Raw genomic sequence first — 12,812 nt, 5'->3', positions numbered from 1 at the left:
ATGTCAAGTGTTTAGTTGTATGATGATACTGCAGACACTGTTGTGTTTTAGCATCTACTCAATATCACCGTGACACCATTTTTTATTTTCTGCAGAGGTAAAGGAATAAGGCTGATAATACGGCCAATCAGCTAATTATTCGCACACCCAGGATTTGGTTACAGTGTAGTAGTGATAATAAAAAATAAGGCCAATAGATCGTGCGCTCATCCATAAAAATAGGCTAAACCAGATACCATGATTACCCCAGCTTTGAGTTAGCCACCAACATGGGAAAAAAATAAAGATCGTGGCAATCAACATGGTGTCACGCATTTGCCGACTCTTGGCGGCGCCAATAAATACACCATCGAGCTGATAACTCCAGACTGCCAGTAGTGGAAGGGCACACAACCACCAATAGGCAGAATTTATCTGCTCAATAACAGAATCTATATCTGTAAACAGCGCAATGATAAAAGGCTTACCCAGTATCAGTAGCACGGTCAGGGATAAAGCACTACCTAAAGCCCAGATACCTGCCGCAGATACCGTTTCATGAAATAATTTGTTGGACTTTTTCCCAATGGATTCTCCAACCAACGCTTCTGTCGCGTGGGCAAAGCCATCTAATGCGTAAGAAGTAATCATCAACAACTGTAATAAAATGGCATTCGCTGCCAATACAGAGTCTCCCTGTGCTGCCCCCTGGGCTGTAAAGAAAGTGAGAGTTAATAATAGTAGGCAGGTACGCACAAATAAATCGGTATTGATATGTACCAATTCTAGCCATGGTCCCCATTCAATCCAGGGCAAAATCTGACGATTGTGTAAATAAGCTAAAATAGCTTGCCAGATATTTTTATTTACCCGGATCAATAATGTTAACCCCATCAGAAATGAAAAAACATCAGCGCACACGGTGGCAATGGCAGCCCCTTTAGCCCCTAATCCAAAGCCGACAATAAGAAGGAAGTCCATGCCAATATTTAATAGATTGGCTGTAAGCAAAATATACAACGGCGCACGGCTATCCTGTCTGCCAATAAAAAAGCCAAGAATGGCGAAATTAGCTAATGCCACCGGAGCGCTGATTAGGCGAATTTGTAAATAGGCCAGTGCATGAGGGCTAGCTTCACTGCTGGCATTCATCCAGATAATGATATGCTCGAGTAGCGGATAAGCTAAAAGGATTAATAATACGCCCAAAACCAAAGCCAATAACAGCGCACGTAGTAACCACTCCACGCCACCTGTTTGGCTACGGGCTACAAGGCCAGTAGTTCCCATGCGCAGGAAGCCAAAGGCCCATAGCAACATAGACATAACACTTGCACCGATGGCAACTCCCGATAGGTACTCTGGAGAGGAAAGATGGCCAAGAATTGCAGTATCAACAGCCCCTAAAAGTGGAACAGAAATATTACTCAGGATCATTGGCCAGGCAAGGTTCCAAACCCGTCCCAGGTTCTTATTATCGATTTGGGGATACTGCATAGAGGTCACTAAATAGTTACTGCTCAGATGGATTAGCATTCAGCTAGGGATAATGACAATGGCTATCAATGCGCAATCGCTGAAATATAAAACTCCCAATTACCACATTGCCAGTTAACGATCAGGTCTGAATGATATGTGTGGGTAAAGAAATTTTATGGCATGAAAATCATTTGTCACTAAGCTAACGATTATACCTTATTGTCAGCTTTGGCAAGCTATTTCGTATAGATCCTTAACCTATTCCAAAAGGAGTAATGTTTATCCAGTCTGCAATCAAGAAATAAAGTGGTACTAGAGGAAAAATTTCTCCCTAGGAGGGGCTTTACTAATGATCTGGTTTACATAAAAAAATCGTATCGAGACAAAATACGTACTTTTGCGTGAGGTCTGATCAATCTTTCTTAAGGAATGGTTAAATATATTTGAAAATTTTTATCAAGTGGGACTCAACCATCATAATTAATCGCTATAAGTGCTGATTGACTTTCCATTGTCAATATGTTCCTGTTGTACCTGCAGTAGTTGCGACAAATATAGAAACACAGGTTGTTGGTTGTACCTTCCGGGCGACGACATCTGAGGTAAAAAAATAACAAGTTGCGCTGACAGCAGTATTGCGGGAATGTCTTCCCGCGCAGTGTAAGAAGTCTTGTAATACAACAGTATGTCCACAAACTTTACGTGGAATTAACCCTGTAGAGGATATACACAGGGCTATTTCAGCTATCCGTGAAGGCCGGCGGCCAAAATAAAATTACGGGATTCCCAAGGAAACCCGCAACCACGGAGATCTGTAGGCGATGTTGAAAGGCTTTGACCGGCTATTCGCCTTGCTGGCTGCTTCGCTATCCGCCCAATCTGTACTGGCGGAAGAGCAGGCTGTTGAGCGCTGGGGGGTTAATATGCCCAAGGGGGTGACTGAAGTTGCCCAGACCACCTATGAATTACATATGCTGATTTTTTGGATTTGTGTTGTCATTGGTGTCCTTGTATTTGGCGTCATGTTTTACAGTATGTGGCGGCACCGCAAGAGTAAGGGATATAAGGCTGCACAATTTCATGAGAGCACCGCAGTGGAGCTTGTGTGGACAATCATTCCCACTGTAATTCTGATCCTCATGGCTATTCCCGCAACTAAGACGCTTTACGATATTTATGATACCGATAAAGCAGATTTAGATATCATGATTACGGGATATCAATGGAAGTGGAAATACGACTACATTGGCTCAGATATTTCATTTTTTTCGAATCTTTCTACCCCTCGTACACAAATCAATAATCAACAGCCAAAAAATCCTAACTATTTGTTGGAGGTAGATGAGCCACTAGTGGTTCCGATTAAGAAAAAGATTCGTTTTTTGATTACCGCCAATGATGTTATTCATGCGTGGTGGGTTCCGGATCTCGCTGTAAAAAAAGATGCGATACCTGGATTTATCAATGAATCTTGGACACGTATTGAAGAGCCCGGAATTTATCGCGGTCAATGTGCAGAGCTCTGTGGTAAAGATCATGGATTCATGCCCATTGTAGTAAAGGCAGTTCCTCAAAATGAATACAAAGCTTGGCTTGATGGTCGGGTAGCCTCGGCCGTAAAAATGCGTGAACTCACAGGTAAGACGTTTACTTTTGACGAACTTTTTGTTCAGGGTGAAAAAGTTTACACGAGCATGTGTGCGGCCTGTCACCAGCCAAATGGTAAGGGTGTTCCCGGCGTATTTCCGGCGATTGCTGGATCAAAAATTGCTACCGGCCCTCTGAATACTCACCTCGATATGGTAATAGATGGGTCGCAGGTTAATCCAGCCATGCAAGCATTTGGGGAGCAGTTATCCGAAGTAGATATTGCTGCGGTGATCACCTATCAGCGCAATGCATTCGGTAACGAGATGGGCGATACGGTTCAGCCCGTTGATATCCTTAATTTCAAGAATAAGCAGTAGCAGGGGGATTTTAACATGGCACATGGACCTCAACCTGGCTTAAAACGCTGGTTATACACCACAAATCATAAAGATATAGGAACTCTTTACTTATGGTTTAGTTTCGCAATGTTTTTCCTGGGCGGTTGTATGGCGTTGATTATACGCGCGGAACTTTTTGAACCAGGATTACAGATAGTACAGCCGGAATTTTTTAATCAAATGACAACCATGCATGGTCTGATCATGGTTTTTGGCGCAGTAATGCCAGCATTTGTAGGACTGGCCAATTGGATGATTCCGATGATGATCGGTGCTCCTGATATGGCACTACCGCGAATGAATAATTGGAGCTTCTGGATACTACCTTTTGGTTTCGCGATGTTGGCCTCCACGCTCTTTATGGAGGGAGGTGCACCAAATTTCGGTTGGACTTTCTATGCTCCACTCTCTACAGAGTATGCACCTCCAAGCGTCACTTTTTTTATATTTTCTGTGCATATTCTGGGTGCTTCATCGATTATGGGTGCGATTAATATTATTGCAACCATCCTGAACATGCGTGCCCCCGGCATGACATTGATGAAAATGCCATTGTTTGTGTGGACTTGGCTAATTACTGCTTATCTTTTGATTGCAGTAATGCCGGTATTGGCCGGTGTGGTAACTATGATGTTGATGGATATCCATTTTGGCACCAGCTTCTTTAGTGCCGCAGGTGGTGGTGATCCGGTTCTATTTCAGCATGTTTTCTGGTTCTTTGGTCATCCAGAAGTGTACATTATGATCCTGCCGGCTTTTGGGATTATCTCTGCGATCATACCCACCTTTGCGAGAAAGCCTTTATTTGGTTATAGCTCTATGGTCTATGCCACAGCCGCTATTGCTTTTTTGAGTTTGATCGTATGGGCGCATCATATGTTTACCGTTGGAATGCCAATCGCTGGTGAACTGTTCTTTATGTATGCGACCATGCTGATCTCTGTCCCCACTGGAGTAAAAATCTTTAACTGGGTTTCGACGATGTTTAAAGGGTCCATGACCTTTGAAACTCCGATGCTATTTGCAATAGCTTTCATCATACTATTTGCCATAGGCGGGTTCTCAGGTCTGATGTTGGCAATAGCTCCAGCGGACTTCCAATACCACGATACCTATTTTGTCGTTGCGCACTTTCACTATGTACTGGTTCCCGGTGCCATATTTTCAATTACTGCGGGAGTCTATTACTGGCTTCCCAAGTGGACTGGAAATATGTACAACGAAACAATGGGTAAGGTTCACTTCTGGATGGCATTTGTTGGCTTAAATCTTACTTTTTTCCCGATGCATTTTGTTGGGTTAGCTGGAATGCCGAGAAGAATACCCGACTATGCCTTGCAGTTTGCCGACTTTAATCAGATGGCCAGTATGGGTGCTTTTTTATTCGGTGCTGCACAGGTGGTATTTTTGTTTAATGTAGTTCGTACAGTTATGGGTGGAAAAAAGGCTTCCGAACAGGTCTGGGAGAATCCACAGGGATTAGAGTGGACCGTACCATCACCCGCTCCATACCACACTTTTAGCACCCCTCCAATTCTTCGTTAAGAGTTGGATAACTAATGAAATTTAGCAAAAATACCAAAATAACAGTGAAGTTACTGGCGCTAGCCGCCAGTATGCTGGTTTTCGCTATATTTGTAATGCCGCCGCTGTATGATGCTTTTTGTGAAATTACTGGTCTAAATGGAAAAACTGGGGGGCGCTATGTGGCGGTACCGGCAGCCATAGATGAGAGTAGAACCATTACGGTTCAGTTCGTTGCAAGTAATAATGACAACATGCCGTGGAAATTCTCACCGAGTGTAAGGTCCGTAGATGTACATCCCGGTGAAGCGGCAGATACAGTATTCCACGCTTTTAATCCGACAAAAAAAGATATGATTGGTCAAGCTATTCCCAGCTTGGTTCCTTTCAAAGCGGCCGAATTTTTTCACAAAACTGAGTGTTTTTGTTTCAATCAACAAGTCTTAAAAGCTGGGGAAGAAGCGAAATTAGCACTCCGATTTATCGTAGATCCAGATATTCCGGAAAATGTGAATACTATAACCCTTTCCTACACGCTGTTCGATGTTACGGGAAGAATTTCTAAAAATATCGATAAAAATAATACCGAATCTGCGCGAGAGGGATAAACATTATGGCCAGTGAAAGCAGTTATTACGTTCCTGAACAATCTAAGCTGCCGATATTTGCTACTATCGGTTTATTTTTGATGGCCTTTGGTGCTGCGAATTGGATCAATGGTGGTAGTTCTTATATTTTCTTTACGGGCGCACTCTTTCTGGCATCTGTTTTGTGGTTTTGGTTTGCCGCTGTCATTAAGGAAAATATGGCGGGTCTCAACAGTGAGCAATTGAAACGCTCATATGTTTGGGGTATGGGATGGTTTATTTTTTCCGAGGTCATGTTCTTTGCCGCTTTTTTTGGTGCCCTATATTACATCAGGAATTTCTCAGTCCCTTGGTTAGCTGGAGAGGGTGATAATGGAATTTCAAATATGTTGTGGGAAGGGTTTGAAAATTCTTGGCCACTCTATGTAACTCCAGATGCTGCCGCCCATGGAGATACGGCAAAGTTTGTTGGGCCAAAAGATGTTATTGATCCATGGCATCTTCCGCTGTGGAATACGATTATTCTTTTAACTTCCAGTGTCACTGTGCATTTTGCACATGTTTTTCTAAAGAAAGGCGAGCGTGGGAAATTTAATATGTGGCTAGGCGGTACAGTCATACTTGGCGGCGTATTTATTTATCTGCAAGCTCAAGAGTACTATGAGGCCTATCAACACTTAGGACTTACTTTGGAATCAGGCGTTTATGGTACAACTTTTTTCATGCTGACAGGCTTTCATGGTGCTCATGTGACACTTGGAACCATCATGTTACTGATTATGTTGTTACGGTCTGTCATAGCACAGCATTTTAAGCCTGATGATCACTTTGGTTTTGAGGCAGCAAGTTGGTATTGGCATTTCGTAGATGTTGTTTGGGTTGGTTTATTTATTTTTGTGTACGTTCTAGGTGCATAACCTTCAAGAAATACTGATCCGCCCCTGGAAGAAGCCACAGGGGTGGAAAAATTAGTATTTATTAGCCCAAGGTGCACTTTTTGCCAGTATGCCACTTTCAAATCCATACCAGATGGCCAATAAAAGCAAGGCGGCCAGGGTAACTCTAATTCCAAGAGCATAGAGGGTACGCTTGGAATGCGATGCTCCCATATCCCGCAAAAGAAAAAATAGAGCACTAGAAAGGCTGACTAACACCGCAAGAAATAGAACTACAATAACAATTTTTAACCACATATATTTATTTTCCACTATTTAATGTAGTAACTCATGACACTAGAGATACCATCAGTTTCTGAGAAAAAAAACAGTGTACCACTGATTTGCAACTGGCCTATAACCCTCTTCTCTGCAGGGATTTTGCCTATTTTAATTGCACTTGGAAGTTGGCAGTTGCAGAGGGCTGAATACAAGGAAATTATAAAAAAAGAACTCGATGAAAAATTGTCATCTCAACCTATTAACCCGGATACAGGCGTAGAGTTAGAGCGATTTATACCCGTGGTCTTAACTGGTCACTACACCGAGGAATATTATTTTCTTGATAACCGTACTCGTCAAGGGCGCGCTGGCTATGAAGTGTTGCAGCTATTTATTTCAAATAATCGACGCTGGCTGATTAATCGAGGATGGGTACCGCAAACGGAGAGTCGACAAATTTTACCTGAAATTAGCTATCCGAGAAATACAATAAAAATTATAGGTTATATTTCTCCAGTCTCAAATTCTAATTCGGTAGATGAAAAGGAAAAGGAAAAGGAAAAGGAAAAGGAAAAGGACAATATCCGAAGAGTACAGTCCATAGATAAAAATCTCACTAGGCATTTACAGGTAAGTGAAAATAATTGGATTATAAGGATCAGTTCTGATTCCATTTCCGCGTTTGTAACTGGGTGGAAATTCACTAATAGTGGCCCAGAACGTCATAGGGCATATGCAGTGCAATGGTTTAGCATGGCGATAGCTTTAATAATCCTTTGGATGTTTTCTGCTACTGAGATTGTTAGGCTCTCTAGAAAGATAATAATGATAAATCGTTGAGGAATATAACAATGGATACAAAAGAAAATTCTTCCATTTATAAAAGCAATCTTGAAAATAAAGGTGTTTTTAGATCTAGAAAAGTACAGGGGTTGTCTATTGTAGCATCTGTACTTTTACCGATAGCTGCAGCCTATGTGGTATTTTATACAGGCTTAGGTATTCCCTCTGAAACGATCAATCAGGGGGAGTTAATTCAACCACCTATAAAAATTTCAGATTTGACAGTAACCCGTAATGAAGAAGAAATTCCACTTTTAAAAGGTAGTTCGCCCAAGTGGCGTTATCTGATCTTAAGTGGCTCGGCTTGTGAACAAGAATGTGAAAAACTCTTGTATACCAGTCGCCAGGTTCATATTCGCTTAGGTGAAAAAGCAAGTCGTGTTGAGCGACTCCTTGTCATTAGTGAAACCCTGTCTTTGGACGAGCAAGAAAAATTAAAAAAAGAACACCCACGCTTGAAAGTACTACAGATGAATGACAGTAGTTTACATCATTTACAGGAGTTGACCGCTCACTCAAGTGTAGATGAAGTAAAGGCGTTACTAATTGATCAGGAAGGCTTCGCTATGATGGCCTATGACAATCATCATAGCGGTAATCAACTCCTAAAAGATATTAAGCGTTTACTGAAATACTCCTACGAAAATTAAGGGGAGTTTGATGAAAATGAATTCTTTGCAGAAAATAAATTTTCGCTATGGCTGGCGATACAGGTTAGCTCTGAGCGGTTGTGCTCTGGCTGTCGTTGTAGTTGTACTAGGTGCATTTACTAGGCTGGTAGATGCTGGCTTAGGTTGCCCTGACTGGCCAGGTTGTTATGGGCATCTAACTTGGCCAAATGAGATTCATGAAATTCAAACAGCTAATAAAGCCTTTCCTGATGCACCTGTAGATGCCAATAAAACCTGGCCTGAGATGGTACATCGATATTTTGCCGGAGTCCTGCTGTTATTGGTCGCTGCACTGGCATTTTTGTCCTGGTCCTGGACCAAGCAGCCTACCTTCAAGCATATACATTTCTTATTAGCATTAATTATTCTGCAAGCGGCTTTCGGGATGTGGACGGTCACTTTAAAGCTTTGGCCTCAGGTAGTTACCGCGCATCTACTTGGGGGGATGGCAACACTGTCTATGCTTTGGTTACTCGTAGAACGTATGAGATATGAGGGGTCTCGCCGTTATTTAAATAAATACCTTGCCCTAAGTAACTTACGTCCCCTTGCTTTTCTAACAGCACTTTTAATTATTGTACAAATTGCCCTAGGTGGATGGACCAGTTCTAATTATGCTGCTTTGGCCTGTCCGGATTTTCCTACTTGTCATGGTCAGTGGTTTCCTCAAGCTAATTTCGATACAGGATTTAATATTAGCCAACAAATAGGACCGAACTATTTAGGGGGTGCTTTGGAAAACGATGCGCGAACGGCAATTCATTTAACCCATCGTTTTGGTGCAGTACTTGTGACAATATTGATGTTGATCCTTGTATTTTATACCTGGAGAGCCGGGGCGCGACGATGGGCGCTGTTGCTCAGTAGCTTGTTATTACTACAAGTAGGTCTGGGAATTGCAAATGTTGTTATGTTTTTACCTTTGCCTATAGCAGTGGCACACAATGCAGGTGCGGCTCTGTTATTACTTGGAATTATCACTTTTTGTTATAGGATTCATGTCGCTAAAAAGATGAAAGCTAGAGAAAGAAGTTTAAAGAAGTTAACGAATTCGAGTGAATCGGTGCTTGTTAGTAACTTGTAAATACTCGGTACTTATTAGGGAATATTCAGAGATAATATTATGTTTATAAAAACAGCTGAATTGGCTTCAACCAACTGGCGTGACTACTACGAGCTCACCAAGCCAAGAGTAGTCATGTTGATGATTCTGACCTCCTTAATTGGTATGTTATTGGCCGTTCCCGGCATGGTGCCTTTGAATACTCTGATTTTGGGGAATCTAGGTATTGCTCTCTGTGCAGGAAGTGCTGCGGCTGTTAATCACCTGGTTGACCGCTATATAGATACAAAGATGGCGCGCACCAGCAATCGTCCAGTTGCTAAGGGTCGAGTTGAACCTTATAAGGCCATAGTATTCGCACTGTTATTAGCGGTGCTGGGTATGACAGTGCTTATGGTGTTTGTGAATGCCCTAACAGCATGGCTAACACTTATTTCATTACTGGGGTATGCGGTTATTTATACTATGTTTTTGAAGCATGCAACGCCCCAAAATATTGTTATCGGTGGCTTAGCTGGTGCTGCCCCGCCATTATTAGGGTGGACGGCTGTTACTGGCGAGATTCATGCACATGCACTGTTGCTCGTCTTGATTATATTCGCTTGGACTCCCCCCCATTTTTGGGCGCTTGCTGTGCATAGGAAAGATGATTATGCCAGAGCTAACGTACCAATGCTTCCCGTTACCCATGGTATCCCCTACACCAATCTGCATATTCTACTCTATACATTAATTTTATTTGCGGTAAGTCTACTTCCATTTGCTACAGCTATGTTGGGTTGGCTTTACCTTCTGGGGGCAGTCGTTCTCGGACTTGGCTTTATATATTGGAGCTTAGTAATGTTGCGCGGTCGTGACCCGAATGCGGGTATAGAGACCTTTAGATATTCAATTATTTATTTGATGGCATTGTTTTGCATTATGTTATTAGATCACTATTTGATTGCGGTGTAATACGATGATAAAGAATCTATTAAATAATTCTGATTTCTCTCTAGAACAACAGCAGAAGCGTGGAGTTCGAATCACGATTACTGTTCTGCTTGTATTCATCATCTTGGTATTGATGGGCTTTGTGCATAAGCTAAGTCAACCAAGAGTCATAACGGAATCGGAACTGCGTTTGAACGGAGCGGTTAAATTACAGCGTGCCCGAATCATTGATAATTTTGAATTACTTTCTGATTCTGGAGTTAGATTCGAAACAAAAAATTTGAAAGGGCATTGGACATTATTATTTTTTGGATTTACCCATTGCCCAGACATATGCCCCACAACACTTTCTGAATTGAGTAAGTTTTATCAGATGCTTGATGGTGACATTCAGAGGGATACAAAAATCATACTGGTTTCGGTCGACCCAACTCGAGATAAACCTAAAGTCCTGCGTGATTATGTACGTTACTTTAATAATGAATTTCAGGGCGTCACTGGTGATTTTTTTGATATAAAGCGTTTTGCTACGCAACTCAATATACCTTTTAATAAAGTGACTCTGGAAGGTGGAAATTACACGGTGGATCATGGTTCACAAGTAGTACTTATTAATCCTCTCGGACATTACCACGCTTTTTTTAAGGCACCTCTTGATCCTGTAAAGATGAAACTGACCTATCGATCAATTCGTGCAACATTTAATGGGTAATTTAATTTGTCCAGATATATTCTTTCATCTTCTGAAGATTATTAACTGTGTATTAGTGAACGTTGATGTCATCTGAGGTTGCCAGCTCAAAAAAATCAATCAATACATCTGGGGTACCTTGGGGAGCCCCAATTCTATTAACCTTGTGTATTATTCCTTATGGTTGGACAGGTTTACTAGCTCCACTTACCTGGGTTTCTCTAATTGCTTTGGAATTCAATAGAGGCTGGAAGCGAGCTGCCCTTTTCTTAATCTGTGCAGCTTTAATGCTTATTGCTGGCTTAAATGTAATTCCCGGAAGTGCGAGTATACAGGTTTTACAGCCTTATTCAGATAATACAGGAAACCTGATATATGCAAGCTTTAATAGTGGTAAGGCGATAATATCGGTTGCAATTATTGCTTTTATGATGCGTTTACAGCAGTCGATACAAATTTATGATTTACCCTATTTATTTGTGGCGATTGCAATTCCATTGATTATTGCTCTAATTCTATATGAACCTTACTTTAAAATATCCACCACAATTATTACCGCCATCCTACTCAATTTATTAGTGGTTTGTATCAGTGAAGAAGGCTTTTTCCGTTGGATATTGCAAAGAGGTATAGAAGAGAGTATGGATGGTTGGCGATGGTTATCTGTGCCCATTGTCGCAGTTATCTTTGCCTTGCTTCATATAGGTTGGTCCAGTAATTTGGTAGCTATTTTATTGCTGGGAGTAGCTTCATTTTGTTACGCTTTACTCTGGTATCTACGGAGAAATTTTTGGCTTTGTGTATTGGCGCACTGGGGGGTGAATATATTTCATATATTGGTCTTGCCATATCCTCTACCGGGATAGGATACCAAATACGGGAAATATATATCTACAACATTTCCCAAACTTTAAGTGTTTTTCTTTCTTTATTCTGGATTCAACGTGTAGAAAATCCGGAACCTCCATCAAAATACCCACTGATAAATATTTAAAATTTTGGAAGATTTGCTATGAGAAAAATGATTTTTGTCATTATTTTAGTCCTAGGGGGATGCAATAAGACTTCACAAAATGATCAATATGCTCTTGCCCAGCAGCTAGTTAATCAAAATATTCTTATCGATGGGTATATCGATTTGCCTTATAGGCTTTCAAAAGAAAATACGGATGTTAGCCTTTCTACTAGTGTTGGTGATTTTGATGTTCCCAGGGCTAAAGCTGGTGGTTTGAATGCTCCCTTTATGTCAATTTATATCCCGGCAGAAAAAGAAGTCGATGGTACTGCTACTGAATATGCAAACCAATTGATCGATCGTATTGAAGATCTGGTAACTGCCCATCCAAATATATTCGCCATTCCTAATACTCTGCAGCAGTTAAATAATCAAGTTGAGCAGGGAAAGATTTCTCTGCCGTTAGGAATGGAAAATGGTGCGGCTATCAATGGAAGTATTGAAACGCTTCGGCATTTTCAACGTCGTGGCGTTCGTTATATCACTCTGACTCACTCAAAGAGCAATCATATTTCAGACTCCTCCTATGATGAGTCTCGTCCATGGGGTGGATTGAGCGACTTTGGTAGCCAATTAGTTATGGAAATGAATAAGTTAGGAATTATGGTTGATGTATCCCATGTTTCTGATAAAGCTTTTTGGCAGGTTTTAGAGATTTCCAGTGTGCCTGTTATTGCTTCACATTCCTCCGCCCGACATTTCACCCCTGGGTTTGAGCGAAATATGAGTGACGCAATGATCAAGGCGCTCGCTGACCAAGGCGGGATAATTATGATCAACTTTGGCTCAACGTTTATTATTAACTCGGCGATCCTATAGTTCTATATAATATCCAAATGGATATTATTGATGCAAGAAAATTACCCGCTTCCGCACAGGAAG

General features: G+C 41.5%; 13 protein-coding genes. 11 read left to right on the top strand and 2 right to left on the bottom strand.

The window, feature by feature from the left end; translation table 11 throughout:
* Nucleotides 1-135: 135 nt before the first annotated feature.
* The gene (locus Q1A69_RS08115) at nucleotides 136-1,476 is read right to left on the bottom strand and encodes an MATE family efflux transporter (protein ID WP_299583793.1); all 1,341 of its coding nucleotides are present in this window, start codon (nucleotides 1,474-1,476) and stop codon (nucleotides 136-138) included.
* Nucleotides 1,477-2,279: 803 nt separating this feature from the next.
* On the opposite strand from Q1A69_RS08115, the gene coxB reads away from it, so the two are divergent.
* From coxB to Q1A69_RS08095, 4 genes are read left to right on the top strand one after another with little or no spacing between them, the layout of a single operon-like run.
* The gene (gene coxB / locus Q1A69_RS08110) at nucleotides 2,280-3,425 is read left to right on the top strand and encodes a cytochrome c oxidase subunit II (protein WP_299583790.1); all 1,146 of its coding nucleotides are present in this window, start codon (nucleotides 2,280-2,282) and stop codon (nucleotides 3,423-3,425) included.
* A gap of 15 nt (nucleotides 3,426-3,440) precedes the next feature.
* A complete protein-coding gene (ctaD, locus tag Q1A69_RS08105) occupies nucleotides 3,441-4,991 on the top strand; it encodes a cytochrome c oxidase subunit I (RefSeq protein ID WP_299583787.1) in 1,551 nt (516 codons plus the stop codon).
* Between the two features lie 14 nt (nucleotides 4,992-5,005).
* Nucleotides 5,006-5,578 (top strand): cytochrome c oxidase assembly protein, encoded by a 573-nt coding sequence (locus tag Q1A69_RS08100; RefSeq protein ID WP_299583784.1) that lies wholly within the window; start codon nucleotides 5,006-5,008, stop codon nucleotides 5,576-5,578.
* 5 nt (nucleotides 5,579-5,583) lie between these two features.
* Nucleotides 5,584-6,474: a cytochrome c oxidase subunit 3 gene (locus tag Q1A69_RS08095; protein WP_299583781.1), complete on the top strand. Its 891-nt coding sequence runs from the start codon at nucleotides 5,584-5,586 to the stop codon at nucleotides 6,472-6,474.
* 51 nt (nucleotides 6,475-6,525) lie between these two features.
* On the opposite strand, the gene Q1A69_RS08090 is transcribed toward Q1A69_RS08095, so the two are convergent.
* Nucleotides 6,526-6,750: a DUF2909 domain-containing protein gene (locus Q1A69_RS08090; protein WP_299583778.1), complete on the bottom strand. Its 225-nt coding sequence runs from the start codon at nucleotides 6,748-6,750 to the stop codon at nucleotides 6,526-6,528.
* 33 nt (nucleotides 6,751-6,783) lie between these two features.
* Here Q1A69_RS08090 and Q1A69_RS08085 point away from each other — a divergent pair, with 33 nt between their 5' ends.
* From Q1A69_RS08085 to Q1A69_RS08055, 7 genes are all read left to right on the top strand, one after another.
* Nucleotides 6,784-7,554, top strand: coding sequence for an SURF1 family protein (locus tag Q1A69_RS08085; RefSeq protein WP_299583775.1), 771 nt, complete (start codon nucleotides 6,784-6,786; stop codon nucleotides 7,552-7,554).
* A gap of 11 nt (nucleotides 7,555-7,565) precedes the next feature.
* On the top strand, nucleotides 7,566-8,207 hold the full coding sequence (locus Q1A69_RS08080; RefSeq protein ID WP_299583772.1) for a hypothetical protein: 642 nt from the start codon (nucleotides 7,566-7,568) through the stop codon (nucleotides 8,205-8,207).
* Between the two features lie 10 nt (nucleotides 8,208-8,217).
* Nucleotides 8,218-9,312, top strand: coding sequence for a COX15/CtaA family protein (locus Q1A69_RS08075; protein ID WP_299583769.1), 1,095 nt, complete (start codon nucleotides 8,218-8,220; stop codon nucleotides 9,310-9,312).
* A gap of 39 nt (nucleotides 9,313-9,351) precedes the next feature.
* A complete protein-coding gene (cyoE, locus tag Q1A69_RS08070; RefSeq protein WP_299583766.1) occupies nucleotides 9,352-10,245 on the top strand; it encodes a heme o synthase in 894 nt (297 codons plus the stop codon).
* 4 nt (nucleotides 10,246-10,249) lie between these two features.
* Nucleotides 10,250-10,936, top strand: a complete 687-nt coding sequence (locus Q1A69_RS08065; RefSeq protein WP_299583762.1) for an SCO family protein — start codon at nucleotides 10,250-10,252, stop codon at nucleotides 10,934-10,936.
* 65 nt (nucleotides 10,937-11,001) lie between these two features.
* Complete coding sequence (locus Q1A69_RS08060) at nucleotides 11,002-11,781, top strand: CPBP family intramembrane glutamic endopeptidase (RefSeq protein ID WP_299583758.1); 780 nt, start codon at nucleotides 11,002-11,004, stop codon at nucleotides 11,779-11,781.
* Nucleotides 11,782-11,927: 146 nt separating this feature from the next.
* On the top strand, nucleotides 11,928-12,749 hold the full coding sequence (locus Q1A69_RS08055; protein WP_299583755.1) for a membrane dipeptidase: 822 nt from the start codon (nucleotides 11,928-11,930) through the stop codon (nucleotides 12,747-12,749).
* Nucleotides 12,750-12,812: the final 63 nt, after the last annotated feature.

This window comes from uncultured Microbulbifer sp. (assembly GCF_947498635.1).
Lineage (GTDB): Bacteria > Pseudomonadota > Gammaproteobacteria > Pseudomonadales > Cellvibrionaceae > Microbulbifer > Microbulbifer echini.
This window is presented reverse-complemented; position numbering and strand designations above follow the sequence as displayed.

What these genes read in the sequence shown, in the direction of transcription:
- Q1A69_RS08115 (WP_299583793.1), bottom strand. Translation starts at nt 1,476, where the DNA reads ATGCAGTATCCCCAAATCGATAATAAGAACCTGGGACGGGTTTGGAAC.
- coxB (WP_299583790.1), top strand. Translation starts at nt 2,280, where the DNA reads ATGTTGAAAGGCTTTGACCGGCTATTCGCCTTGCTGGCTGCTTCGCTA.
- ctaD (WP_299583787.1), top strand. Translation starts at nt 3,441, where the DNA reads ATGGCACATGGACCTCAACCTGGCTTAAAACGCTGGTTATACACCACA.
- Q1A69_RS08100 (WP_299583784.1), top strand. Translation starts at nt 5,006, where the DNA reads ATGAAATTTAGCAAAAATACCAAAATAACAGTGAAGTTACTGGCGCTA.
- Q1A69_RS08095 (WP_299583781.1), top strand. Translation starts at nt 5,584, where the DNA reads ATGGCCAGTGAAAGCAGTTATTACGTTCCTGAACAATCTAAGCTGCCG.
- Q1A69_RS08090 (WP_299583778.1), bottom strand. Translation starts at nt 6,750, where the DNA reads ATGTGGTTAAAAATTGTTATTGTAGTTCTATTTCTTGCGGTGTTAGTC.
- Q1A69_RS08085 (WP_299583775.1), top strand. Translation starts at nt 6,784, where the DNA reads ATGACACTAGAGATACCATCAGTTTCTGAGAAAAAAAACAGTGTACCA.
- Q1A69_RS08080 (WP_299583772.1), top strand. Translation starts at nt 7,566, where the DNA reads ATGGATACAAAAGAAAATTCTTCCATTTATAAAAGCAATCTTGAAAAT.
- Q1A69_RS08075 (WP_299583769.1), top strand. Translation starts at nt 8,218, where the DNA reads ATGAAAATGAATTCTTTGCAGAAAATAAATTTTCGCTATGGCTGGCGA.
- cyoE (WP_299583766.1), top strand. Translation starts at nt 9,352, where the DNA reads ATGTTTATAAAAACAGCTGAATTGGCTTCAACCAACTGGCGTGACTAC.
- Q1A69_RS08065 (WP_299583762.1), top strand. Translation starts at nt 10,250, where the DNA reads ATGATAAAGAATCTATTAAATAATTCTGATTTCTCTCTAGAACAACAG.
- Q1A69_RS08060 (WP_299583758.1), top strand. Translation starts at nt 11,002, where the DNA reads ATGTCATCTGAGGTTGCCAGCTCAAAAAAATCAATCAATACATCTGGG.
- Q1A69_RS08055 (WP_299583755.1), top strand. Translation starts at nt 11,928, where the DNA reads ATGAGAAAAATGATTTTTGTCATTATTTTAGTCCTAGGGGGATGCAAT.